Raw genomic sequence first — 22,350 nt, forward strand, 5'->3', positions numbered from 1 at the left:
CGCTCTCGCTTTCATATGCGATCGTCTTGCGCATGGATGTGCTGAGCGACGTGCTCGCGGTGTTGCGAACCGGCCGGGCGCGGTCGGCGCAGGTGGCGTGGCGGGCGCCCTGGGCGCAGGAGTTCTCGGCGGTGCCCGGCTCGGCCGGCTTCCATGTGGTGCTGCGCGGCTCGTGCGTGCTGCTGCGGCCCGGCGCGGAACCGCTCACCGTGAACACCGGCGACATCGTCTTCCGGGGCGCACGGTGACGGGCACACCCTGGCCGACTCGCCCGGCACCCGGCCGGTCACCCCGCCCTGCGACCCGGCCGAGATGGGCGACCTGCCGAGCTACGCGTCCGTCGGCGAGACCGCCGCGCCGGACGCCACGGTGACGCTGTGCGGGGCCTACGAACTCGACCCGCACCTCGTCCATCCGCTGATCCGCGACCTGCCGGACCTGATCCACATCCCGGCGCAGTGGGGCCGGCATCCGCACCTGCGCGCCACCGTGGACCTGCTCGCGGCCGAGCTGACCGGGCCGGGGCCGGGCAGCGACGCGCTGATCCCGGCACTGCTCGACACGATGCTGGTCTACCTGCTGCGCACCTGGCTGGCCGGCGAGCACCCGGTCGGGTGGGCGGCCGGACTGGCCGACCCGGTGACCGGCGCCGCGCTGCGGGCCATGCACCGGGAGCCGGGACGGGAGTGGACGGTCGCCGCGCTGGCCGCCGAGGGTGGGCTGTCCCGGGCGCCGTTCGCCCGCCGGTTCGCCGACCTGCTCGGACAGCCGCCGATGACATACCTGACCTGGTGGCGGATGACGGTCGCGGCCGGCCTGCTGCGCCGCACCGACACCACGCTGGACGGGATCGCCCGCCAGGTGGGGTACGCCTCGGAGTTCGCGTTCGCGGCCGCCTTCAAACGGCGGTTCGGCGTCGCACCCGGCCGGTACCGCCGTCACTGATAGGGCACGCCGTGCCGGACCGCCACCACGCCGGGCATGCCACCCACCTCGGCCTCCAGCGCCGGGAACACGCCCGGGCTGGACAGCTCGATCTCCCAGAAGTACGGCACCCGCATCCCCGAGTCACCGGCCAGGCGGCCGCCGTCGCAGTACGCGTACCGGTACTGCCCGTCGGTCGGGTCGTAGTGGAACGACCAGCCCCGGGTGCCCCACACCCGGCCCATCGCCGCCTCGGCGAGATTGCGCTGCTCCGGGGTCGCGTCCTGAGCGACGTAGACCCGGGCCAGCCGGCTGTACGCCACATCAGCGGCCGGGAGCACGGCCGGCGGACCGGACGGTGTGCAGGACGCCGCCGCGGCAGCGGACTGCCAGCCGGCCGCCCCGATCAGCACCGCCGCGACCGGAATGAGCACCCGCAGCCGGGCCGCGCCCAGCGCCGCCAGCCCCAGACCGGCGATCACCCAGCCCACCTCGCCGGTGAGTGCCCGCAGGGCCAGCCAGAACGGCTCGTCCCCGGGCCGGTCCGGCTGCCACGACCACAAGCCGCCGATCAGCACCGAGAACGACGTCAACAGCACCGCCATCCAGCCCAGGGCGGCGGCCGTGGCGGTCCGGAACTGGCGCCCCATGGTCCGGCGGCTGGCCCAGCCGGTCAGCAGCCACCCGGCCGGCGCCCCGAGCAGGCCACCGGCGACGGCGGCCACGGCCAGCCACGCCGGCGCCGAACGGGACAACGTGAAGCTGGCGGCGCCGTCCGAGTCGTACGACGCCCGGTTGCCCCAATGCGTGCCGGTGTAGGACAGCACAAGCCCGTCGCGGGTCGCCCAGAACTCCGCCGTCCGGATCGGGGTGTCGGAGGCCACGTCCTCCTCGTAGAAGACGTCGCCCCGGATCTCCCAGCCGGCCGCGGCGAGCCGGTCCCGGGCACCCTCGGCGTAGGCACGCACGTCCCGGGTGCCCCCGAAGTTGTTCACCCAGTAATCCGCGTACCCGTACTCCGTGGTCTCCCCGTCCGCACTCGGCACGAACGGCTCCGCGTCCCCACCGCCCCACACCCGCAGCCCCGGAAACACCGTCGCCCCGAGCGAGTCACCGGCCGGCAGCGCCGGCGCGAACGCCCACCCGACCCGGGCCGCGGCCGCCGCCCCGAGCAGCCCGCAGGCGAGCGACACCAGCGTGGCCAGCACGACGACCGCGGTGCTCGCCGGCCGCCCCAGCCGGGCCCGCAGCCCGTGCCGCACCAGGCCGGCGGCCTCCCGCACGGTCGGCCGGGTCCGCTCCGGCGGCGCGCACTCGAGCAGCGTGCCCAGCATCTCCGCACGCCGCGGCCCCGGCGGATAGCAGCGCAGCCACCGCGCGTATCGCCGCTCCAGACGGCCACTCACGACGACACCGGCCCGAGGCCGAACCGCCGGCGCGCGGCGAGCTGCGAGGTGGCGGCCTCCACCGACGCCCGCAGCCGCGCGGTCTCCGCGTCCAGCGCGGAGGCCCCGTCGGAGGTGAGCCGGTAGTAGCGGCGCGGCCGCCCGTCCACCGTCTCCTCCCGGTCCGGCTCGACCAGCCCCAGCGCGGCGAGGCGGTCCAGCGCGGCGTAGAGCGTCCCGGCCTGCAAGGCGACGCGCCCGCCGGAGAGGCGCGCGACCTCCTGAATCACGCCATATCCGTGGCGCGCCTCAGGCGCGAGTGCGGTCAAAATCCAGAACGTCGGTTCGCGCATCGGTGCGGCCATGCCGGCCAATATAAAGATGATCTGACTATGGGGTCAAACCCATTCCCGGTACGAGTCAGCCACCGGTCCCCCGCCCACCGCGCGACCGGACCACCCGGTCCAGGCCCCAACGCGGCCGCCGGGCCCATGCAGACGGGCGCGCCCAACCCCAAGGCGGTGCCCAGCCCTCGCAAACGGTCCCGCCGACCCCCGACGGCCCCAGCCCTCAGCCCGGCCGACGCTCAGCCACGTGACCCGACCGGACGCCACGTCCGCGAGCGCTAGAGCCCTCGTGGTCAGGGTCTTGGCCCAACGCGGGTGCTGTCTGGCGGCCGTCGAGACAGCAGTGAGCGTGGGCCAAGCAAGATCACCGCTTGGGGACCCTGACTACGGAAGCCCTCTGGCTCACCGCACCCACAGCCGTCGCACGGGCCAGCATCCGACACTCGGCAGCCACCTCAGCCGCGGCCAGCCCGCCCGACCGCGGTCGCATGCCGGCAAGCAGCACTGGACAGCCTGCGCCAACTACGGCCCAGCCGTCACCCACGCCCGCAACAACGGCCGGATGACGTGCGGCAACTACGGCCCGACCCACCCAGCCGTCGCCCACGCACCCAACAACGCCAGATGACGTGCGCCAACTACGGCCCAGCCCCCTCGGCCGTCGCCCACGCACGCAACAGCGCCGGATCAGGTGTGTCGGCTACGGCCCGTCCGGTCTGCCGACAGTGAGGCACCTAATTGAGTCGCGGGCCGGGAGCGCTTCTGCCACCCGGACACGGCAGGCCCGGGCACGTCCTTGCGGCCGCAGTGCCGGTGCGCGCGGACGAGGCGACGCCGTGTAGTGGAGGCGCGGCAGTTGAGGGCGGCTTCGCACGCCGGGCGCTACTCCCGTGAGCGGCCATACAACCCGAACCGGCACCCGGGCCGCTGGCAAGCAACCACAACACCGCCGCAACGCGCCCACCGTGAGCGGTCGCGGACCCCAGTGGCTCGGCCCGGCGGGCGCGCTGGGGCCTGGACCAGGCACACGGTCGCGCGGGAGGGCCCAACGTGGATGCTGTCTGGCGGCCGTGAAGACAGCATTGAGCGAGGGCCAAGCAAGATCACCGCTTGGGGGCCCTGACTACCGAAGCCGCCTAGAGCTCGGGCGCGTCGTCGACGTCGCGCAGGCGGGCGGCGACGTGCTGGTGCAACGCCTCCTGGTAGCCGCGGGCGAACCGGCCCAGCCGGTCGATCTCGTCGAGCATGTCGGCGCGGCCGCTGGCCAGGCTGGCCATCGCCTGGGCATGGCTGCGCTGGGCGTCGCTCTCCATCGTGCCGGCCCGGTCACGGGCCTCGGTGATCAGCTTGTCGGCCTGTTCCTGGGCGCCGGCCAGCACGTTGTCCGACTCGCGTTCGGCGTCGCGCAGGTACTCGTCGGCCGTGCGCTGCGCCATCATCAGCACCCGCACGTCGCGTTCGTCGCCCGGACCGGCCGGTGCGGACGCCTGGTCGCGGTGCGTCTGGTCGCGGTGGGCCTGTTCCAGCTGGGCCTGCATGTCACGGGCGCGCTGCTCGGCCCGGTCGCGGGCCGCCACCAGGCGGTCCAGCTGGGCGGCAAGCGAGGCGACCTCGTCGTCGAGCACCATGGTGGCGGACGGGTCGGGGCCGCGGCGGACCTGCTCCTTGAGGGCCGCGTTCGCCTCCAGGAGCCGGATCATCTCCTGCTCGGCCTCGTCGAGGAAGGCGTCGACCTCTTCCTCGCCGTATCCCCGTTTGCCCATCGGGGGCTTCTTGAAGGCCACGTTGTGGATGTCTGCGGGGGTGAGGGGCATCCCGGAAGCCTACGCGTGCCTGTCCAGCTTGGCTGCCGGTGTGACGGTGGGCACGAAATCTACCCGATGTGGCCGAGCAGGGTACGGATCGCGCCGGCCGGTGGCACGCGCGGGCCGGTCCAGACGGCGCGCAGGTCGCGCCGCAGGTCGAGGCCGGTGAGGGTGATCTCGCGGAGCCGGCCGGAGCGCAGGTCGTCGCCGGCGGCGAGCCGGCTCACCACGGCTGGGGCGGCGCCGGCCAGGACGGCCGCGCGTACCGCGGCGGCGGTGGACAGTTCCAGGGCCGGGGCGGCCTGGGGCAGGTCGCCGAGGGCGGCGGTGAGGAAGTCGCGGGTGCCGGAGCCGGACTCGCGGGTGACCAGCGCGGTCCGGGCCAGTTCGGCGGCGTCGACGGCGGTCTTGCGGCGCGCCCATGGGTGGCCGGCCGGCACGACCAGGACCAGGTCGTCGTGGCCGACGATCCGGCTGCGCAGGCCGGGCGGAACGGTCGGTCCCTCGATGAAGCCGAGGTCGGCGGCGCCGTCGCGGACCTGGTCGACGACCTGGTCGCTGTTGGTGGCGGTGAGCACCACCCGGATCGGGGTCTCGCCGCGCCGGGTGGCGTCGGCGTGCAGGCTGACCAGCCAGCCGGGCAGCAGATGTTCGGCGACGGTGAGGCTGGCGCTGACCCGCAGGGTGCTGCGGCTGTCGTCGCGCAGCGCGGCGAGACCGGCGTCCACCTCGGCGGCCAGGTGCAGCAGCCGGTCGGCCCATTCGGCGACGACGGCGCCCTGCGCGGTGAGCCGGGTGCCGTGCGGGGTGCGGGTGGCGAGCCGCACGCCGGTGCGGGCCTCGAGGGCGGCGAGCCGGGCGGAGACGGCCTGCTGGGTGAGGCCGGCCTCGCGGCCGGCGGCGCTGAGACTCCCGGTCCGGGCCACCGCGAGAAGGATCTCCAGCGCGGCGAGGTCCGGCATGCGCGGGCTCAGGGTCACAACCGCTGATGGTACGGGGTCACAAACGCTCCTTGTGACACCACAACGACACGACCGCTACCCGTGACCGCCCGGTCCAGCGATCTTGGGTGGGTGAGTCCCAACTGGTACGCCGCCGTCATGGGCACCGGCATCGTGGCGACCGCCGCGGTGTCGCTGCCGGTCGACGGCCTGCGCCCCTTCGCCACCGCGGTCTGGCTGCTCGCCGCCGCCCTTCTGGCCGTCCTCGCCACCGTCTCGGTACGGCAGTGGCGCCGGCAACACACCGACCCGGTGATGGTCAACTTCTACGGCGCCCCGGCGATGGCGCTGCTCACCGTGGCCACCGGCGCCCTGGTGCTCGGCGAGCTGGTGACCGTCGCCTGGGTGCTGTGGACGGCCGGGACCGCGGGTGGGCTGGCCACCGCGCTGGCGGTGCCGTACCTGCGGTTCACCCGGCACACCGGTGGCACCCCGTCCGGCGGCTGGCTGATCCCGGTGGTGCCGCCGATGGTCTCCGCCGCCACCGGCGCCCTGCTGGTGCCGCACGCCCCGGCCGGCCAGGCCCGGCTGACGCTGTTGCTCGGCTGCTACGCGATGTTCGGGATCAGCCTGATCGCGGCGGTCGTGATCATCACGCAGATCTGGCACGAGCTGTCGGTGGGCACGGTCGGCCCGAACCGCACGGTCCCGACGCTCTGGATCGTGCTGGGCCCGCTCGGCCAGTCGGTCACGGCCGCGAACCTGCTCGGTACGGCCGCCGGTGACGTGCTGCCCGCCCCGTACGCCGGGGCGTTCGCCGCGTTCGGGGTCGTGTACGGCGTACCCGTCTGGGGTTTCGCCATGCTCTGGGCCGGCCTCGCGACGGCCGTGACCGTTCGTGCCGCGCGCGACCACCTGCCGTTCTCGCCGGCCTGGTGGTCGTTCACCTTCCCGGTCGGCACCTGCGTGACCGGCACGTCGGCCCTCGCCGCGCAGACCGGCTCGGCGATGTTCCGGCTGCTCGCCGTCCTGCTGTACGCCGTGCTGGTCACCGCCTGGCTGGTGGTGGCGGCCAGGACCCTGGTGTCGCTGCACGGAGCTCATATAGTCACGCGGTGCACATCGAGCCGGTTCGCCAGGGCTATTCATCCGTCGCGGAGTTGTACATCGAGCTGTTCGGCACGAGAGAGCAGGTGCACGCCGACGACCTGGCCTTCATCGGGCGACATCTCGGCGGCCGCTCCGGCCCGGTCCTCGATCTCGGCTGCGGACCCGGCCATCTCACCGATCACCTTCGGTCGCTGGGAGCCGACGCCACGGGGATCGACATCGTTCCCGAGTTCATCGCCCATGCGCGGGCAACCCACCCGAGCGGCAGCTATCGACTCGCTTCCATGGAACGCCTCGACGTCGCCGATCACTCCGTGGCCGGCATCCTGGCCTGGTACTCGCTGATCCATCTGCCGCCGCAGGACCTCGACGGCGTGCTCGCCGAGTTCCGGCGAGCGATGGCACCGGCCGGAACGCTGGTGGTCGGCGTCTTCGACGCCGACGAGGTCGCCGCGTTCGATCACAAGGTCGTGACCGCCTACCGCTGGCCCCCGGACGAGTTCTCCAGACGCTTGGCGCGCGCCGGATTCGCCGAAGTCGAGCGCCTCCAGCGGCCCAGCGACGGCACGCACCGGCCACACGCCGCGATCGCCGCGGTCGCGGTCGACGTGCTCTCGGTGGACGGTTCCGTGGTGAGCACGGATGTGACTCCGTAGCGCCGGACGAGACGCTGAGCTCCTCAGCCACTCGAACGGGAGACAAACCATGAACTCGCAACTCAGCGTGGACCGGCCCGGCGTCGACAACCAGCGGCGGTTCACCGCCAACGGCGCGCTTTGGACGATGCAGATCCTGTGGGGCTTCTTCTTCGCCGGCAACGGCTTCGGCAAGGTGCTGCTGTCCGACCCCGCCCTGTACGCACAAGCGCCTCAATCCGTGTCCTGGTACGCCGCCGTGCCGCAACCCCTCATCGTCTTCATCGGAGCCTGCGAGTTCCTCGGCGGCGTCGGCCTGATCCTGCCGGCCATCACCAGGGTCAAGCCGAAGCTGACGCCGCTCGCCGCCGCCGGCCTGGCACTGACGATGGTCCTCGCCGCCGTCTTCCACCTCGTGCGCGGCGAATACGCGCTGGTTCCGGTGAACCTCGTCCTGGCAGCGGGCGCCACGTTCATCGCAGTGGGGCGGTCGAACCACAGGCCCCTCACGCCGGCCCCGCTGACGACCCGGCGCGTGCTCGTCTCGCTCGCGGTGCTCGTGCTGATGGTCCTGACCATGATCATCCCGACCTGGTACACGATGACCCAAACCCAGTCCTGAACCGCCGGCCAGCCGCTCGGTGTCGTCTGCCGGTGAGACGCTACGTTGCTCGGATGAGTCTTCTTGAGGATGTGGCCGAGCGCGACGGCTGGCGATGCTGGGTGTGCGACGAGCCGGTCGACGCCGGCATGTCGGTGAACGACCCGCGTGGTCCCAGCGTCGACAGCCGCACCGCCGACAAGAAGGCCAAGGTCACCGAGCGGCTCGCGCATCGGGCCTGCAACACCCGCAAGGGCGCGGTCAAGGTGGTCATCGCCTGGCCGGACCGGCTGCACGTGGTGGAGCCCGCGCCGCTGATCACCGTTGCCGAGCGCCTGGAACGCAAGGGTGGCCGCGAACTGGTCGCCCGCTGCCCCAGCGAGAAGGACGCCCGGGAGGCGGCGGACTGGCTGGTCGACCGGTTCTCCCGGCTGGTGCCGGGATTGCCGGTGACCGCGAGCGTGGACGCGGGCGGCGGCCAGTTCCTCGTCGCCCTTGCCACCAGCCGTCGCTGATCGGAGCGTCAGCAGAACCTGGGCAGGTGATGGGCCAGCTGGGCGCGCCACGATGGCCAGTCGTGCGGGATGTCGTAACCCCAGAGATCCAATTCATGGCGTACGCCCTTGGCCGCCAGCAGCTGTGCCATGCGCCGGGTCGACTCCAGGGATCCGGTGGTGTCCTCCCACTGGCCCTGCCCGCACACGAGCAGGATCGAGAGCCGCGAGCGCAGCCATTCGAGATGGTCGCCGTGCAGGTTCGCGACGTACGCGGCGGGGTTGTTGAAGTAGACCGCGTCGCCCTGCTCGCCCCATCTACGCCACGTCGTGGGGTCGTAGTTGCCGGAGAAGCAGAGCGCCAGCGGGAACAGATCGGCCCTCTTGAAGGCGAAGTTGAGGGCGTGGAACGCGCCCATCGAGCAGCCGGCCGTCATGATCTCGGCGGCGTCGCCGCTGTCGGCCCGGACGTGCGGGACCACGGCGTCCAGGATCCACGACTCGTACGCCCCGTGCCGCCGCGCGCGCTCTTCGAGCGGCAGGTCGGTCGCCGACCAGGTCCCGGCGTCGAACGAGTCGACGCAGTACAGCTTCACCCGGCCCGCGTCGATCAGGTCGCCGACCGCCGACACCATGCCCCGGTCGGCGAGCTGGCGCGCGCTCCCGTACTCGGTGGGGAACATCAGCACCGGCCGGCCGTAGTGCCCGTAGGCGGCGACCGTGCCGTGGGCGCCGGCCGGAGACCACAGGTCCGCCGCGTAGTGACGCATGCCGTCATCCTCCCCCGGGCACCGCTTTCACGCTGATCGACGACATGCGATCGCGTCGACGAGGGAGCCGACGTCTACCGGTCCGTCCGTCGCCACTACGAGCGTGTGTCCGACACGCAGCGGCTCCGCTTCGGTGGACCATCGCGGCCACCACTCCCTGGCCTTGCGGTCGTCCTCGTAGAGCGCCCCGCGCCGGCGCAGGCGATAACGAGCGAGCGCGAGTTCCGCGGGCACGTCACACCAGACCTCAACGGTCGGGGGTCCTCCGCAGCGATCCAGGCCTGCTCTCACGAAGCCCAGGTCACGAGGTTTGAACCACCACGACTCGAGTAGAACACCGCCTGGCGTGGCCGCGGCCAGCTCCCACATCACCTGGGACGCGGCGACACCAACGGCTGCCGGCGGGATCCCGGGCACGGCCGCGGCCATCGACTCCTTGAGCGCGTCCTTGCTGACCAGCGGCAGCCGCAGAGCTGCGGCAAGCTTCCCGGCCAGCGTCGTCTTCCCCGAGCCGGGAAGGCCATTGACCAGGATGACCTCGTCCGCCACGCGAGGATCATGGCACACCGGAATCAGGCCGCGCGGTCGCGCGGCGCCGGCGGGACGGGCGAAAAATCCGGCGGGAACGGCCGGCTACGCGTACCGATGATGGTCTTTAATGCCGGAAGCTTCCGACGATCTCGGTGAGATCGGTGGCCAGGCGGGTGAGTTCGTCCGCGGCCTGCTGGGTGGTGCGGGCGCCTTCGGCGGTCGCGGCGGCCACGTCGGCGACGCCGGAGACGGTACGGGCGACGTCTCCACTGTTGCTCGCCGCGTCCGCGACCGAGCGGCTCATCTCGGCCGTCGTCGCGGTCTGTTCCTCCACCGCGGACGCGATCGTCGTGGTGTAGTCGCCGATGCTGCCGATCACCTCGGTGATCTCCTCGATCGCCGAGGCCGCGGCCGTGCTGGAGTTCTGGATCGCGCTGATCCGGGCGGTGATCTCCTCGGTGGCCTTGGCGGTCTGCTGGGCCAGTTCCTTGACCTCGCCCGCCACCACCGCGAAGCCTTTGCCCAGCTCACCCGCCCGGGCCGCTTCGATCGTCGCGTTCAGGGCGAGCAGGTTGGTCTGTTCCGCGATGCTGGTGATCAGTTTGACCACCTCGCCGATCTCGGCGCTGGCCGAGCCGAGCTCGCCGACCTGGGCGTTGGTGCGTTCGGCCACCGACATGGCCTTCTGGGCGACCTCGGCGGCCCGGCCCGCGTTCGAGGCGATCTCGGTGATCGAGGCGCTCATCTCGTCGGCACCGGCGGCGATGGCCTGCACGCCGCTGTTGACGTCCTCGGTGGCCTGGGTGGCCGTGCCGGCCCGGTCCGCCACGTCGGAGGCGCCGGACTGGAGCTGCGAGCTGACCGCGGACAGTTGCTCGGCGGCCGCGGCCAGGCTGACGGCGGTCTGCGACATGCGGCCGCCGATGATGTCGCGCAGCCGGGCGGTCGTGGAGTTCAGGGCTTCGGCGAGCTGGCCAAGTTCGTCGCGGGTGTGAATGTCGGCGGTGGTGGTCAGGTCACCCTGTTCGACCCGGCGCAGGGCCGCGACCACCCGGGACAGGCCGCCGCTGATCGACCGGGCGGCGAAGTAGCCGACGGCCAGTGCGACGACCACTCCGAGGATCAGAACCGTGATCAGCGTGGTCCGGCCCTGCTGGTACGTGTGTTCGGCGTCCGCGGCGCGGGCGGCGGCTTCCTCCTCCTCAAGCCCGCCGAGTACCCCGAGGTCGTCGCTGACCTCCTTGAAAGCGGGTGCCAGGAACTCCTTGGCGGCTGCCGCGGCGGCCTCGCTGCGCATCTCGCGGCTCAACGGCAGCACCTGCTCGTCGACTGCCTGGTACATCGCGGCCAGGGCGGTCTCGAACGCCTCGCGCCCGGCCTGCTGCTCGGCGGTCGCCGGGCTCCCGATGTAGCCGGTCCACAGCGTGCCGATCTCCTCGCGGAACTCGGTGATCTCCTGCTCGAACTGTTTGAGCTCGCCGGGGTCGGTGGCGATGACGTGCCGCAGCACGGTGGCCCGGACCTCGTTGACGTTGCCGTCGATCTTGCCGAGCGCCGCGACCGGCACCAGGTTGTGCTCGTAGATGCCGCCGGCCACCTCATCGATGTCGCGCAGGCCGAGGATGCCGACGACCCCGGCCACCACCGCGCCGAGAACGGCGATCAGCACCGCCGACAGGACCTTGCCGAGGACTGGCAGGTCACCCCACAGGTTTCGCCGTGAATCGGTCACCGCTCGACTCCTTCGCCGCCCGTGGTGCCCATAGCACCCCGTAGACCAGCGAATACCACCGAAGCGCACGTTGCAGCCGAAAGGCGTAAACCCGTGGAACGCGCTAGTAGGCGGACCGCCCGGTCCCGAAGCCCGGCAGCATACGTTCGGTCAGCGCCCGGCCGGTGGCCAGCTGCGGCTCGGCCCGGCGCCGTCGCTCGGCGACCACCGCGGCCAGCAGGAACCACGGCTGGGTGCCGGGCGGCGGTGGCGGGGTCACCCGGGCGAACACCTCGGAGGCGAGTTCGTCGCGCAGCCGGCTCGAATGCGGTTCGCGGATCTGCGGTGCCCGGGACAGGTACTGGCGTACCGCGAGGGCCAGGTCGTCACCGATCGCGGACAGGTCGGCCACCGCGGCCCACCCGGCGAGCTCGATCGGCATCGGCGGGGCCGGCATCCACGGGGCCGGGCGTCGCACGTGCACGACCAGGGTGCCGGCGGCCAGGTCGCCGAGCCGGCGGCCACGGTCCGAGGAGAGCATCGTGCCGAGGCTGACCACCCAGGTCAGCGGCAGGAGCAGGAGGCCCGGCCACTCCACCGCGAGCCCGACGAGGGCCCGGGTGAACGCGTGACGTACCCGGATCGGGCCGCCGTCCTCCCGGATCACCCGCAGCCCGACGACCACCTTGCCGACGCTGCGACCGTTGGTGAGCGTCTCCAACACGGTCGGGTAGCCGAGCAGCGTCACGATCAGGACGACCCGCAGCGTGGTCTCGAACAGCGCGTCGTCGACCAGGTCGCCGGGCAGCAGCGACAGGGTGATCAGGGCCAGGATGAACAGCACGAAGCCGACGAAGGCCTGAGCGGCGATGTCGAAGATCAGCGCGCACGCCCGGGCACCGAGCCGGGCCGGGCGCAGGTCCAGCTCGACCGCCTCGGCGTTGACCAGCGTTCCGTTCACCCGCACAGTGAACACGATCGCCGGCCGCGTTTCGCCAGCGGCTAGGCTCACCGCCGTGGATCTCGACGCGTACGTGCTGGAACGCGCCGGCGAGTGGGAGCGGATGGAGCATCTCGCCCGCCGCCGGCGGCTGTCCGCCGCGGAGGCCGACGAGCTGGTCGTGCTCTACCAGCGGGCGACCACGCACCTGTCGGTGATCCGTAGCCGTACCCCCGACCCGGTGGTGGTGGCCGACCTGTCGCGGCAGCTGCTGGCCGGCCGGGCCGCGATCAACCGGGGCGGCCGGTTCTCCTGGCGCCCGGCGCTGCACTTCCTGACCGACCGGTTCCCCGCCGAGCTGTACCGCACGCGCTGGTGGTGGCTCACCATGTCGGCGCTGCTCACCGCCCTGTCCGGAGCTCTGATCTGGTACGTCTCGGCGAACCCCGGCGTGGCCGGCATGTTCCTGTCCGACGCCGAGATCCGGCAGCTGGTGCAGCAGGACTTCGTCGGCTACTACAGCGAGTACCAGGCACAGAATTTCGCCGGTCAGGTGTGGACGAACAACGCGCTGCTCACCGCACAGTGCATCGCCGCCGGTGTGCTCGTCGTGCCGGTGTTCTACCTGCTCGGCGTCAACGTGTTCAGTGTGGGCATGACCGGCGGGGTGATGGTCACCGCGGGTGCCGGGGACACGTTCTTCACGTACATCGCGCCGCACGGCCTGCTCGAACTGACCTGCCTGTTCATCGGCGCCGGCGTCGGCCTGCGGATCGGCTGGGCCTGGATCGCGCCGGGCCCGGCGCGCACCCGTCGGCAGGCACTGGCCGGCCGCGCGCGCAGCGGCATGCTGATCGCCGTCGGCCTGGTGCCGACGCTGCTGGTGGCGGGCATCCTGGAGGCGTATGTGACGCCCTCTCCGCTGCCCGCCGCGCTGCGCATCGCGATCGGCGCGATCGTGTGGGCGGCCTTCCTGGCCTACGCGCTGATCCTGGGCCGCGCCGCCGAAGCGCGCCGCCAGGCCGACGACGAGGCGGCCTACGAGCTTCCCACCGCCTGACGATTTCGGGGTACGGGTCAGCACAGTCCCCGCTCTCCCGCGCGAGCCACCACGCACACCAGGCCCCACCGCGACCGCCGGGACCATGCAGGTGGGCACGCTGAGGATCGGCCGGGTGGTGCACCGCGGGCAGCATCTGCGGCCTCCCCCTCCCGGTGAGCGGTCGGTCAGAGGCGGCCGGTCGCTTTGAGCAGGAGATAGACGTCGGCTACCCGGGAGGCGAAGTCGCCGGTGTCGGCGTCGACGACGGTGGCGCCGAAGCGGGCCAGGACGTCACGGACCCGGTCGCGTTCGGTGAGGACCCGCTGGGCCGCGGCGGACGTGTGCACGTCGGCGGCGCTCGCGGCGGGTAGCTGGGCGAGGCGGGAGACGGCCGGGTCGCGTACGCCCGCGACCAGGACCTTGTGCCGGGCTGTGAGACGCGGCAGCAGCGGCAGCAGGCCTTCGATCATCGGGGCCGGCTCCAGCGCTGTGAAGATCACCACCAGGGACCGTTTACGGTCGCGGCGCAGCAGTTCCCGGGCGAGCAGCTGGAAGTCGGTCTCGGCGGGAGCGGCCTCGAGGGAGGCCATGGCGTCGATCAGGCGGGCCACCTTGGCCTTGTGGCCGCCGCCCTCGACGCGGGCGCGCACCGCGCTGTCCAGGGCGATCATGTCCACCCGGTCGTCGGCGCGGTCGGCGAGGACGGCCAGGAGCAGGGCGGCGTCGATGGCGGCGTCCAGGCGGGGTGCGTTGCCGACGCGCAGGGCCGACGTGCGGCCGGTGTCCAGGACGCAGACCAGGCGGCGGTCGCGTTCCGGGCGCCAGGTGCGGACCACGACGTCGTTGTGCCGGGCGCTGGCACGCCAGTCGATGGAGCGGACGTCGTCGCCGATCACGTATTCGCGCAGCACGTCGAACTCGGTGCCGTGGCCGCGGCCGCGGGCCACCACCGAGCCGTCGATGACCCGCATCCGGGCCAGCTTCTCCGGCAGGATGCGCCGGGACGGGAAGCGCGGCAGCACCCGCAGCGTCCACGGTGGGGTGACCTTCTCGTTCCACCCGCGGCGCCGCTGCCGGTACGCGAGCCCGAGCGGCCCGTACGAGCGCAGCGTGACCCGGACCGCCGGCCGGTCACCGTGCCGTACCGGATCGAGGGTCGTGGTGATGGTGTGCCGCTCCCCGCGCGGCAGGAACACGTCGTGCCGGGCCGGCCAGGCACCCGCCGACGGCACCCAGCTGTCCCGCACGTGCAGCCGCAGCGGCCGTTTCGCCACGTTGATCAGGGTGAGCCGGACCGTGGCGGTGCCGCCGAGCCACACCGTACGGTCGCCGTCGCGCAGCAGCCGCACGCTGGCCAGCGGCCCGGCCACGGCCATGTCGAACACGGCGAGCGCGGCCGCGAAACCGGCCACGCCGAGGACGGCCAGCCAGGGCCAGGGCAGCAGCGCGGGCAGCGGGACGCCGGCCGCGAGCACGGCGGCGAAACGCCGGGTGACCATCAGCGCGGCGCGGGCACGGTGGCGAGCACTCCGGCCAGCACGGCCTCGACGGTCACGCCGTCCAGCTCGGCGTCGGCGCGCAGCCGCACCCGGTGGCGCAGGACCGGTACGGCGTAGCCCTTCACGTCGTCCGGGATGACGTAGTCGCGGCCGCTGAGCCACGCGTACGCCTTGGCGACGGCCAGCAGCGCCGTCGCGCCCCGCGGCGAGGCTCCCAGTTCGAGGGCCGGGGTGGCCCGGGTGGCCCGGCACAGGTCCACGATGTACGCCAGAACCGTCTCCGCCACCTGCACCCGCTGCACGGCCGCCCGCCCGGCCGCCAGGTCCGCCGGCCCGGCCACCGGGCTGACCCCGGCCGCCTTCAGGTCCCGTGGGTCGAAGCCGCGGTGGTGGGCGCGCAGGACGTTCAGCTCGTCCTCGCGTTCCGGCAGCGGCACCGACAGCTTGAGCAGGAACCGGTCGAGCTGCGCCTCGGGCAGCGGGTAGGTGCCCTCGTACTCGATCGGGTTCTGGGTGGCGGCGACCAGGAACGGCTGCGGCAGCGGCCGGGGTGTCCCGTCGACGCTGACCTGGCGTTCCTCCATCGCTTCGAGCAGCGCCGCCTGGGTCTTCGGCGGCGTCCGGTTGATCTCGTCGGCGAGCAGCAGGTTGGTGAAGACCGGCCCGGCCCGGAAGTTGAACGCGGCGGTCCGCGCGTCGTAGACCAGCGAGCCGGTGACGTCGCCGGGCATCAGGTCGGGGGTGAACTGGACCCGCTTGGTGTCCAGGCTCAGCGCCGCCGACAACGCCCGGACCATCAGGGTCTTGGCCACCCCGGGTACGCCCTCGAGCAGCACGTGCCCACCGCAGAGCAGCGCCACCACGACCCCGCCGACGACCGCCTCCTGCCCGACGACCGCCTTGCCGACCTCGGCGCGCAGCCGGCCCAGCGCCTGGCGGGCCTGTTCGTGTTCGGACGTCACGGAGCTTCTCCTTCGGTGCGGCGAGTGGGGCGCTGGGTGATCTCGCGCTTCAGGTCCTGGACGAAGCGGGCGGCGGTCACCAGGTCCTCGTCGGACTCCGGCAGGTCGCCGTCCAGGACGGTACGGACATACTCGGCGGGCAGGCCGGCCTGCCCGGCGATCCGGTCGGTGGGCGCGTCCGCGGGCAGGCCGAGATGGTCGGTGATCCGGCGCCGCGCGGCGGCCCGGAGGATCTCCAGGGACGGCCCGCGGGCCCGGGCCCGGGCGTAGAGGCGGCCGTGGCCGATCATCGTCTCGTGTGCGGGCACCCGGGACGGCAGCGGCTCACTGACCGGGGTGCCGAGGCGGCGGGCGGCGGCCGCGGCCAGCGCGAGCAGGGCGAGCACGATCAGCAGCACGGTGGCCCAGAACGCCGGCGGGAACGCCCGCGCCATCGGGCTGTCCTGCAACGACTCGCTGTCGCCCTGCCCTTCGCCGCCGCGTCCGTCGCCCTCACCGCCGCTGTCGCCCCAGGGCTCGCCCTCGGTGGGGTCCGGCGTGACGGTGCGGGTGGGTACGGGGGTGGCCGGTGGCGGTGGCGGCACGTCCAGTGCGTGCAGGTCCAGCCAGATCACCCGGGGATTCCCGGCGAGCAGGCCGACGGCCAGGGCCGCGTTGTCGTGCTCGGCGATCCGGTCGTTGCGGAACGGGTCGGCGGCGCCGGCCAGGGTCACGGCGTACCCGTCGGCGGAGAACCGGAGCAGCCCGCCGTCGTAGCAGAGCGAACCCTGGTCGGTGGCGTACTGGCGGCGCAGCACGGCGGCCCGTCCGGCGACCGGTTCGGCGCAGGCCGGGTCGGTGGGGGCCGCCGCCCATCGGGTACGCGTCACCGCCGCCGGCCACCGGCGCGCCCGCAGGATCCCGTCGTCCGGAGCGACCAGGACGAGCCGGGTGCCGGCCGGGACCCGGGTGGCCTCGGTCAGCGTGGGCAGGTGTGCGTACGCCGGGGTGGGCACGAAGATCGTGGCCGTGGAGTCACCGCCGGCCGCCGCGGCGAGCGCCCCGGCCGTGGTGGTCTGCCGTTCCACGGTGACACCACGGTCGCGCAGCAGCCCGGCCAGCCCGCTCGCGCCGGTGCCCGAGGTGCTGACCGGTGAGAGGTAGGCGGGGTCGTCCGGGTCGGGCTGCTCGATCGCGTGCACCACCAGGGTGCCGCCGACGAGCAGCAGCAGGACCGAGAACGGCAGGATGACCCGCCACCGGCGGTTCATCGCACGCCTCCGGGCTGGAGGGCGGCCCGTACCTCACCGGTGAGCCGGCGCATGTGCGCGTCGTGGTCCGCGCCGGCGGTCAGCCGGCCGTACCAGACCTGGGAGAACAGGTCGGTGGCGCCGCCCAGGGCCGGGCCCAGTGGCGGCCGGTTCGTGGCGGCGAGAGCGCTGAGTTCGGCGGCCGTCCAGCCGGGCTGGGGCGCGATCACGCCGGCCCGGGTCAGGTCGGCGACGGTGTCGCGCAGCCGCTGCCGGATCGCCTCGGCGTAGCGGCCCTCGGCGGCGAGCCGGTCGGCCAGGTGCGGGTCGGTGGCGGCGACCGGGCTGGGTGGCAGCTCGACGGTGGGCTCCGGGGCCGGGGCCGGCGCCGCCCTGGTCCGCTTGCGCCGGCGCCACCACAGCAGGCGGCGCCAGTCCCAGCGTGGCAGGCGCAGCCGGAATCGCGGGAGACGCATCCGGGGCGCGTTCATCCGGGGCGCGCGCAGCCGCGGGAACCGGCGCGGGATCCACGCCGGGTACGTGTACCAGAGCACGGCCACCAGCGACGTGACGACCAGCAACAGCAACAGCATCAGCTGCGGCGGCACGACGTCGAAGACGGCCGCGACGAACTCGTCGTACGCCCGGGTCATCGCACGGCCACCAGTTCGGCCGCCTCGTCCTGGCCCCGGGCGCGGCGCCGGTTGATCGCGATGTCCAGGCCCTCGGTGCGGATCCGGGCCTCCACCAGCAGCACCGCGTCCAGGCAGGCGAGCGCGGCGTACGCGACGGTGTTGGCGAGCGCGAACGCGACCGGGACCGCGTAGTCCAGCCAGTCGCCGCGAACCGTGGTGAGGAACGCCGAGGTCACCGCCATCCAGCCGGCACCCAGGGCGAACCGGACCGCGAACCAGACCAGGTAGCCGAGCAACCGGATCCATATCACCCGGCCACTCGCGCGGACGGCCAGCGACGCGGACCGGCCCAGCGCCCGGAACGGTCCGCTGACCCGGTCCATCGTGAGCACCGGGGTGGCCAGGCCGAACAGGCCGTACAGCAGGATCCAGGGCAGCCCGCCGGCCAGCGCGGCGGGCCAGGACAGCACGGCCAGCACCAGGATCACGACCAGGACCGGGCCGGGCCGGGTGCGCCGCCACAGGCTGCGGTGCGGGACGGCACGGCCGAGCAGCGCCGGGCCGGCGGCCGCGCCCGCGTACGCACCGAGCACCGCGATGATGACGGTCTCCATGGTGATACCGGTGGCCGCCAGCAGCCACCAGGCACCGAAGTCGTCGTCCAGGTCGGGCAGGAACATCGGAGCGCTCACCCTGGCCGCGGCCCGCAGCGGGGCGAGCACCGCCTGTTCCGCGCCGGCCAGGACGGCGGCGAGGGCGAGCAGCGGCAGGGCCCGGGCGCGCAGCAGCGCGGTGGCCGCGTCGAGGGTCTCCCCGACGGTCATCACGCGCATGGGAAGCGCCGCCGGAACCCGCATTCCGCGCATCCTAAGTGATCACCAAGATCGCTGTGGTGCAGCCCTCGCCGTCACATTACGTAACGTAGTGCTTTCGCCACCCGCCCGGGCCCGGCGGCCGCGCTGGGGCCCGGCCCCGCCGCCGGCCGCGCGGGCAGGGCGGGACGGCCACGAATTCGGCGGGACGGGCGGACGCGTACCTCCGACGGGTTTGATTGAGGCAGTGCCCAGCGTGAGCTGTCCTGTCACATCCCGGGTTTCGGCGGTGCTTACCTGATGTGAACCAAGATGTGGAGCTCGCAGCGCACGCGGTGTGGCTGGGCCGCCGCCGCTCGGCCGGGCGAGTGGAACGAGAGGACGGCGTGGTGACTCCTGCTGGTCCCGGTGCTGTCCGCGCCGACCTGGAACAGGTCTTCCGGACCGCCTACCCGCGGGTCGTCGCGGTCGCCGCCCGAGTGCTCGGGTCCCGCGACGAGGCCGAGGACGTGGCGCAGGAGGTGTTCCTGACCTTCTGCCGGTCGTCGGTGCCGGCCGGCGAGTCGGCCGGCTGGCTGTCGGTGGCGGCGGCGCACACCGCGCTGAACCACCTGCGGTCCGGGCGCCGGCGAGCCTCCCGGGAGGAGGCGGCCGGCGAGCCCCGCAACGCGCTGTCGCCGGACGTGGCGGACACGGTGGTCGCCATCGAGGAACGCCGCCGGGTCCGGGCCGCGCTCGCCCGGCTGCCCCGCAAGCAGGCGATCGCGCTGGTCCTGCGGCACAGCGGCCTCAGCTACACCGAGGTCGCGGCGGCCCTTGATCTTTCACCCGGCAGCGTCGGCACCACGGTGCGGCGGGCCGAATCCGCCCTACGCAAGGAGTTGAACCGTCATGCGTCATCCCACTGACGGCACGCTGCGCCGGCTCCTCGACGAGCCGGAGGGCGTCGCCGACGCCGACCGCGAGCACGTCGCGGGCTGCCCGGTGTGCCGGTCCGGGCTGGCCGGCGTGCAGGACGACGCGGCGTTCGCCGGAGCCGCCCTGCGTTTCGAGGACGCACCGGACACCGACGAGGGCTGGCGCCGCCTGTCGGCCGCGGTCGAGGCCGGCGAGTCGCCGCCGGCCGGCGCGCGGAGCCCGCGGTGGCGCACGACGCTGGGCCGGCCGGTGGTCGCGGTGGCAGCCGCCGTCGCGCTCCTCACCGGCGCCACCGCCGCTGCCGCGACGGACTGGCTACAGATCTTCCGCACCGAGCAGATCGCCCCGGTCACCATCAGACAGGCCGATCTGCTCAAGATTCCCGACCTTTCCGGGTACGGGGAGGTGCGCTTCACCGAACAGGCGCGGATCCGGCAGGTCGCCGACGCCGCCGCCGCACGTGCCGCCTCCGGGCTGTCGGTGCCCGAGGTCGCCCGGCTCCCCCGGGGCGTCAGCGGCGACCCGGAGTTCCATGTCGGCAACCGGGTGAGCGCCGAGTTCACCTTCTCCGCCGAGAAGGCGGCGAAGACGGCCGCCGCGACCGGTCAGACGTTGCCGCCGCCACCCGCGGGCCTGGACGGCAGCCGGTTCCGGTTGACGGCGGGTCCGGGCGTGGCCGCCGTCTGGACCCAGGGCCGGGGCATGCCGGCGCTGATCGTCGGTCGGGCCGTCTCCCCCACCGCCTACTCGTCGGGGGTCCCGTTCGCCACCGCCCGCGACTACCTGCTGTCGATGTCCGGCCTGCCCGAAGACGTCGCGGCCCAGCTGCGCACCTTCACCGGTGACGGGCGGACCCTGCCGGTGCACGTGATGGCCGAGGAACTGACCAGCCGGCCCGCCGACGTCAACGGCGTTCCCGCCACGGTCCTGACCAGCCGCGACGAGGTGCTCGCAGCGGTGGTGTGGGTGCGCGACGGTGTGGTCACCGCGGTGGCCGGTCCGCTCAGCGGCGACGAGGTGCTGACGGTCGCCCGCGGGCTGAGGTGGGAGCGGTGACGACCGTACGCAAGGAGCCCACCGAGCTGCTCGCCGACCTGCCGCCCTCGGCCGCGGTGTGGTGTTCCGGGCTGCGCAAGCGCTACCGGAAGCGGACCGCGGTGGACGGGGTGTCGTTCACCGTCGCCCGCGGCGAGGTGATGGGCCTGCTCGGCCCGAACGGCGCCGGCAAGACCACGGTCATCAAGATGCTGCTCGGGCTGGTGCACCCGGACGCCGGCGAGGTGCTCCTGCTCGGCCGACCGGCCAAGGATCCGGCGTCCCGCGCCGGCGTCGGCTACCTGCCCGAACTGTTCCGGTACCAGCCGTGGCTCACCGCCGCGGAGGTCCTCAACCTGCACGTCCGGCTCTCCGGCGCCACGGTGCCGGAGAGCCGGCGCCGCGAATGCCTCGGCCTGGTCGGGCTCGCCGACCGGGCCGGGGACCGGGTGGGCGGCTTCTCCAAGGGCATGCAGCAGCGGCTCGGGCTGGCCGTCGCGCTGGTAGCCGGCCCCGAGTTCGTCGTACTCGACGAGCCGACCAGCGCCCTGGACCCGCTCGGCCGGGCCGACGTACGGGACCTGCTGCTGTCGTTGAAGGAGCGCGGCATCGCCGTGCTGCTCAACTCGCACCTGCTCGGCGAGGTGGAACGGGTCTGCGACCGGGTGGTCATCCTGGACCGGGGCCGGGTCGCCGCCGAAGGCACCCTGCCGGAACTGCTCGGCCGCAGCGAACTGCGCCTGCGGCTGACCGGCGTGACCGCGGAGGCCTCGGCCCGGCTGTCCGCCGCCGGAGAGCTCAGCAGAACCGGCGACGAGTACGCCGTCGCGCTCGACGACCTCGCCGTGGTTCCGGATCTCATCGCCGACCTGGTCGCCCTCGGTGTGCGGGTGCACTCGGTGGAACCGGGCCGGATCAGCCTGGAGGAACGGCTGCTCGACATCATCCGAGGAGAGCACTGATGATCATCCTGACGGTAGCCGCCCTGACCCTGCAGGAGGCCGCCCGCCGGCGGGTACTGCGGTCGCTCGCCGTGCTCACCGTGGTGCTGCTGACGCTGAGCGCCTGGGGGTTCTCCCGGATCGACGCCGAGTTCGGCGGGCTCACCAGCGGTCAGGCCACACTGGCCGCGGCCATGGTGCTCAACCTGGTGATGTTCGGGCTCAGCCTGATCGCCGCGCTCGGCACGGCGTTCCTGGCCGGGCCCACCGTGGCCGGCGAGATCGAGTCCGGCATCGCGTTGGCCGTGCTGGGCCGTCCGGTACGCCGGTCGGCGGTGCTGCTCGGCAAGTGGCTGGGTCTGGTCGTGTTCGGCAGCGGGTTTGTGGCCGTGGCCGGGCTCGCCCAGCTGCTCATCGTCCAGATCACGGTGGGCTACTGGCCGCCGGAGCCGGTGACCGGGTTGGCCCTGCTGGCCGCGCAGGCCGCCACCCTGCTCACGCTGGGTCTGCTGCTGTCCACCGCGATCTCCCCGATGGCGTCGGGAATCGTGGCGGTTGGACTGTTCGGCGCGACCTGGATCGCCGGGGTGGTGGGCAACCTCGGGGTCGCACTCGGTAACGCGAGCGTGGAGCGGGTTGGGACGGTATCTCAAGTGCTGCTGCCGACCGATGGGTTGTGGCGGGGAGCGATGCGGGCGTTCCAGGATCCGGCGCTGTTCGCGCAGTTCTCCGAGGCGTTCGAAGGGCATCCGTTCTTGAGCGTGGCGCCGTTGTCTGGGCCGTATCTGGCGTGGGCGGCGGTTTGGGTGGTTGGCGTGTTGGGGTTGGCTGGGCTGGCTTTTCAGCGGCGTGATCTGTAGTGGGACGGTGTCTGGTTGGTGGTGGTAGCGCTGGCCTGGCCTTTCGGCGGGGTGGTCCGTTATGCGCCGGTAGCGCGGGGCGGCATTGCGCTGTGCGGGCCCGCGCAGCGGGGCTCGGCCCAGTGTGGCGGAGCCCGGCTCGGCCTGGCGCAACGCGGCACAGCCCGGTCCGGCTCGGCGCGGCCGGGCCCGGCGCGGCCCGGCGCGGCCCGGCGCGGCCCGG

23 protein-coding genes and 1 pseudogene are annotated in these 22,350 nt (G+C 73.3%); 11 read left to right on the forward strand and 13 right to left on the reverse strand.

The features are described from left to right. Positions 1 to 32: 32 nt before the first annotated feature. Positions 33 to 248, forward strand: a complete 216-nt coding sequence (locus I4J89_RS51015) for a cupin domain-containing protein (RefSeq protein ID WP_255521840.1) — start codon at positions 33 to 35, stop codon at positions 246 to 248. 10 nt (positions 249 to 258) lie between these two features. After that, complete coding sequence (locus I4J89_RS51020) at positions 259 to 945, forward strand: AraC family transcriptional regulator (RefSeq protein WP_255521851.1); 687 nt, start codon at positions 259 to 261, stop codon at positions 943 to 945. Here I4J89_RS51020 and I4J89_RS31545 read toward each other — a convergent pair. From I4J89_RS31545 to I4J89_RS31560, 4 genes are all read right to left on the reverse strand, one after another. Then, positions 939 to 2,330: a hypothetical protein gene (locus tag I4J89_RS31545; RefSeq protein WP_196417750.1), complete on the reverse strand. Its 1,392-nt coding sequence runs from the start codon at positions 2,328 to 2,330 to the stop codon at positions 939 to 941. The two genes, I4J89_RS51020 and I4J89_RS31545, sit on opposite strands and share 7 nt — an antisense overlap. Further along, on the reverse strand, positions 2,327 to 2,674 hold the full coding sequence (locus I4J89_RS31550) for a PadR family transcriptional regulator (RefSeq protein ID WP_196417751.1): 348 nt from the start codon (positions 2,672 to 2,674) through the stop codon (positions 2,327 to 2,329). Before I4J89_RS31550 ends, I4J89_RS31545 begins: the two co-directional genes overlap by 4 nt. Before the next feature lie 1,118 nt (positions 2,675 to 3,792). Continuing rightward, on the reverse strand, positions 3,793 to 4,470 hold the full coding sequence (locus tag I4J89_RS31555; RefSeq protein ID WP_196417752.1) for a DivIVA domain-containing protein: 678 nt from the start codon (positions 4,468 to 4,470) through the stop codon (positions 3,793 to 3,795). A gap of 59 nt (positions 4,471 to 4,529) precedes the next feature. Then, complete coding sequence (locus tag I4J89_RS31560) at positions 4,530 to 5,441, reverse strand: LysR family transcriptional regulator (RefSeq protein ID WP_196417753.1); 912 nt, start codon at positions 5,439 to 5,441, stop codon at positions 4,530 to 4,532. A 93-nt stretch (positions 5,442 to 5,534) separates the two neighbouring features. Here I4J89_RS31560 and I4J89_RS31565 point away from each other — a divergent pair. From I4J89_RS31565 to I4J89_RS31580, 4 genes and pseudogenes are all read left to right on the forward strand, one after another. Beyond that, a pseudogene (locus tag I4J89_RS31565) lies at positions 5,535 to 6,473 on the forward strand (TDT family transporter); the annotation flags it as partial. 44 nt (positions 6,474 to 6,517) lie between these two features. After that, entirely contained in the window at positions 6,518 to 7,168 is a 651-nt protein-coding gene (locus I4J89_RS31570) for a class I SAM-dependent DNA methyltransferase (RefSeq protein WP_196417754.1), read from the forward strand. Positions 7,169 to 7,235: 67 nt separating this feature from the next. Further along, the gene (locus I4J89_RS31575) at positions 7,236 to 7,769 is read left to right on the forward strand and encodes a DoxX family protein (RefSeq protein ID WP_309238549.1); all 534 of its coding nucleotides are present in this window, start codon (positions 7,236 to 7,238) and stop codon (positions 7,767 to 7,769) included. 53 nt (positions 7,770 to 7,822) lie between these two features. Further along, positions 7,823 to 8,263, forward strand: coding sequence for a hypothetical protein (locus tag I4J89_RS31580; protein ID WP_196417756.1), 441 nt, complete (start codon positions 7,823 to 7,825; stop codon positions 8,261 to 8,263). An 8-nt stretch (positions 8,264 to 8,271) separates the two neighbouring features. Here I4J89_RS31580 and I4J89_RS31585 read toward each other — a convergent pair whose 3' ends face one another. The 4 genes from I4J89_RS31585 to I4J89_RS31600 form a co-directional block, all read right to left on the reverse strand. After that, entirely contained in the window at positions 8,272 to 9,012 is a 741-nt protein-coding gene (locus tag I4J89_RS31585; protein WP_196417757.1) for an esterase family protein, read from the reverse strand. A gap of 27 nt (positions 9,013 to 9,039) precedes the next feature. Further along, positions 9,040 to 9,561: a P-loop nucleotide/nucleoside kinase family protein gene (locus I4J89_RS31590; RefSeq protein WP_196417758.1), complete on the reverse strand. Its 522-nt coding sequence runs from the start codon at positions 9,559 to 9,561 to the stop codon at positions 9,040 to 9,042. A 106-nt stretch (positions 9,562 to 9,667) separates the two neighbouring features. Further along, positions 9,668 to 11,275: a HAMP domain-containing methyl-accepting chemotaxis protein gene (locus tag I4J89_RS31595; RefSeq protein WP_196417759.1), complete on the reverse strand. Its 1,608-nt coding sequence runs from the start codon at positions 11,273 to 11,275 to the stop codon at positions 9,668 to 9,670. A 103-nt stretch (positions 11,276 to 11,378) separates the two neighbouring features. Further along, a complete protein-coding gene (locus I4J89_RS31600) occupies positions 11,379 to 12,215 on the reverse strand; it encodes an RDD family protein (protein WP_309238550.1) in 837 nt (278 codons plus the stop codon). A gap of 55 nt (positions 12,216 to 12,270) precedes the next feature. Here I4J89_RS31600 and I4J89_RS31605 point away from each other — a divergent pair, with 55 nt between their 5' ends. Then, entirely contained in the window at positions 12,271 to 13,254 is a 984-nt protein-coding gene (locus I4J89_RS31605; RefSeq protein WP_196417761.1) for a stage II sporulation protein M, read from the forward strand. Positions 13,255 to 13,421: 167 nt separating this feature from the next. On the opposite strand, the gene I4J89_RS31610 is transcribed toward I4J89_RS31605, so the two are convergent. The 5 genes from I4J89_RS31610 to I4J89_RS31630 are packed head-to-tail and all read right to left on the reverse strand — an operon-like array spanning position 13,422 to position 18,385. Beyond that, complete coding sequence (locus tag I4J89_RS31610) at positions 13,422 to 14,735, reverse strand: DUF58 domain-containing protein (RefSeq protein WP_196417762.1); 1,314 nt, start codon at positions 14,733 to 14,735, stop codon at positions 13,422 to 13,424. After that, entirely contained in the window at positions 14,735 to 15,697 is a 963-nt protein-coding gene (locus tag I4J89_RS31615; protein ID WP_196417763.1) for an AAA family ATPase, read from the reverse strand. Before I4J89_RS31615 ends, I4J89_RS31610 begins: the two co-directional genes overlap by 1 nt. After that, positions 15,694 to 16,947 (reverse strand): DUF4350 domain-containing protein, encoded by a 1,254-nt coding sequence (locus I4J89_RS31620; RefSeq protein WP_196417764.1) that lies wholly within the window; start codon positions 16,945 to 16,947, stop codon positions 15,694 to 15,696. Before I4J89_RS31620 ends, I4J89_RS31615 begins: the two co-directional genes overlap by 4 nt. Then, entirely contained in the window at positions 16,944 to 17,579 is a 636-nt protein-coding gene (locus I4J89_RS31625; RefSeq protein WP_196417765.1) for a DUF4129 domain-containing protein, read from the reverse strand. Before I4J89_RS31625 ends, I4J89_RS31620 begins: the two co-directional genes overlap by 4 nt. After that, positions 17,576 to 18,385 carry a hypothetical protein gene (locus I4J89_RS31630; protein ID WP_196417766.1) on the reverse strand — a complete coding sequence of 270 codons (810 nt, stop codon included), beginning with the start codon at positions 18,383 to 18,385 and terminating at the stop codon, positions 17,576 to 17,578. Before I4J89_RS31630 ends, I4J89_RS31625 begins: the two co-directional genes overlap by 4 nt. Positions 18,386 to 18,687: 302 nt before the next feature. Here I4J89_RS31630 and I4J89_RS31635 point away from each other — a divergent pair, with 302 nt between their 5' ends. The 4 genes from I4J89_RS31635 to I4J89_RS31650 are packed head-to-tail and all read left to right on the forward strand — an operon-like array spanning position 18,688 to position 22,127. Then, positions 18,688 to 19,281 (forward strand): sigma-70 family RNA polymerase sigma factor, encoded by a 594-nt coding sequence (locus tag I4J89_RS31635; protein ID WP_309238551.1) that lies wholly within the window; start codon positions 18,688 to 18,690, stop codon positions 19,279 to 19,281. Then, the gene (locus I4J89_RS31640) at positions 19,265 to 20,347 is read left to right on the forward strand and encodes a hypothetical protein (RefSeq protein WP_196417767.1); all 1,083 of its coding nucleotides are present in this window, start codon (positions 19,265 to 19,267) and stop codon (positions 20,345 to 20,347) included. Before I4J89_RS31635 ends, I4J89_RS31640 begins: the two co-directional genes overlap by 17 nt. After that, on the forward strand, positions 20,344 to 21,288 hold the full coding sequence (locus I4J89_RS31645) for an ABC transporter ATP-binding protein (protein ID WP_309238552.1): 945 nt from the start codon (positions 20,344 to 20,346) through the stop codon (positions 21,286 to 21,288). The genes I4J89_RS31640 and I4J89_RS31645 overlap by 4 nt, the downstream gene beginning before the upstream one ends. Further along, positions 21,288 to 22,127, forward strand: a complete 840-nt coding sequence (locus tag I4J89_RS31650) for an ABC transporter permease (protein WP_196417768.1) — start codon at positions 21,288 to 21,290, stop codon at positions 22,125 to 22,127. The genes I4J89_RS31645 and I4J89_RS31650 overlap by 1 nt, the downstream gene beginning before the upstream one ends. The last annotated feature ends 223 nt before the right edge of the window (positions 22,128 to 22,350 follow it).

Origin of the sequence: Actinoplanes aureus (assembly GCF_015704865.1) — a bacterium.
In the GTDB taxonomy this organism is placed as follows: Bacteria; Actinomycetota; Actinomycetes; order Mycobacteriales; family Micromonosporaceae; genus Actinoplanes; species Actinoplanes aureus.

Excerpts from the sequence above, each read along its gene's own strand:
- I4J89_RS31550 (WP_196417751.1), bottom strand. The coding sequence starts at position 2,674 with ATGGCCGCACCGATGCGCGAACCGACGTTCTGGATTTTGACCGCACTC.
- I4J89_RS31620 (WP_196417764.1), bottom strand. The coding sequence starts at position 16,947 with ATGAACCGCCGGTGGCGGGTCATCCTGCCGTTCTCGGTCCTGCTGCTG.
- I4J89_RS51015 (WP_255521840.1), top strand. The coding sequence starts at position 33 with ATGGATGTGCTGAGCGACGTGCTCGCGGTGTTGCGAACCGGCCGGGCG.
- I4J89_RS31650 (WP_196417768.1), top strand. The coding sequence starts at position 21,288 with ATGATCATCCTGACGGTAGCCGCCCTGACCCTGCAGGAGGCCGCCCGC.
- I4J89_RS31580 (WP_196417756.1), top strand. The coding sequence starts at position 7,823 with ATGAGTCTTCTTGAGGATGTGGCCGAGCGCGACGGCTGGCGATGCTGG.
- I4J89_RS31555 (WP_196417752.1), bottom strand. The coding sequence starts at position 4,470 with ATGCCCCTCACCCCCGCAGACATCCACAACGTGGCCTTCAAGAAGCCC.
- I4J89_RS31585 (WP_196417757.1), bottom strand. The coding sequence starts at position 9,012 with ATGCGTCACTACGCGGCGGACCTGTGGTCTCCGGCCGGCGCCCACGGC.
- I4J89_RS31630 (WP_196417766.1), bottom strand. The coding sequence starts at position 18,385 with ATGACCGTCGGGGAGACCCTCGACGCGGCCACCGCGCTGCTGCGCGCC.
- I4J89_RS31625 (WP_196417765.1), bottom strand. The coding sequence starts at position 17,579 with ATGACCCGGGCGTACGACGAGTTCGTCGCGGCCGTCTTCGACGTCGTG.
- I4J89_RS31640 (WP_196417767.1), top strand. The coding sequence starts at position 19,265 with ATGCGTCATCCCACTGACGGCACGCTGCGCCGGCTCCTCGACGAGCCG.
- I4J89_RS31610 (WP_196417762.1), bottom strand. The coding sequence starts at position 14,735 with ATGGTCACCCGGCGTTTCGCCGCCGTGCTCGCGGCCGGCGTCCCGCTG.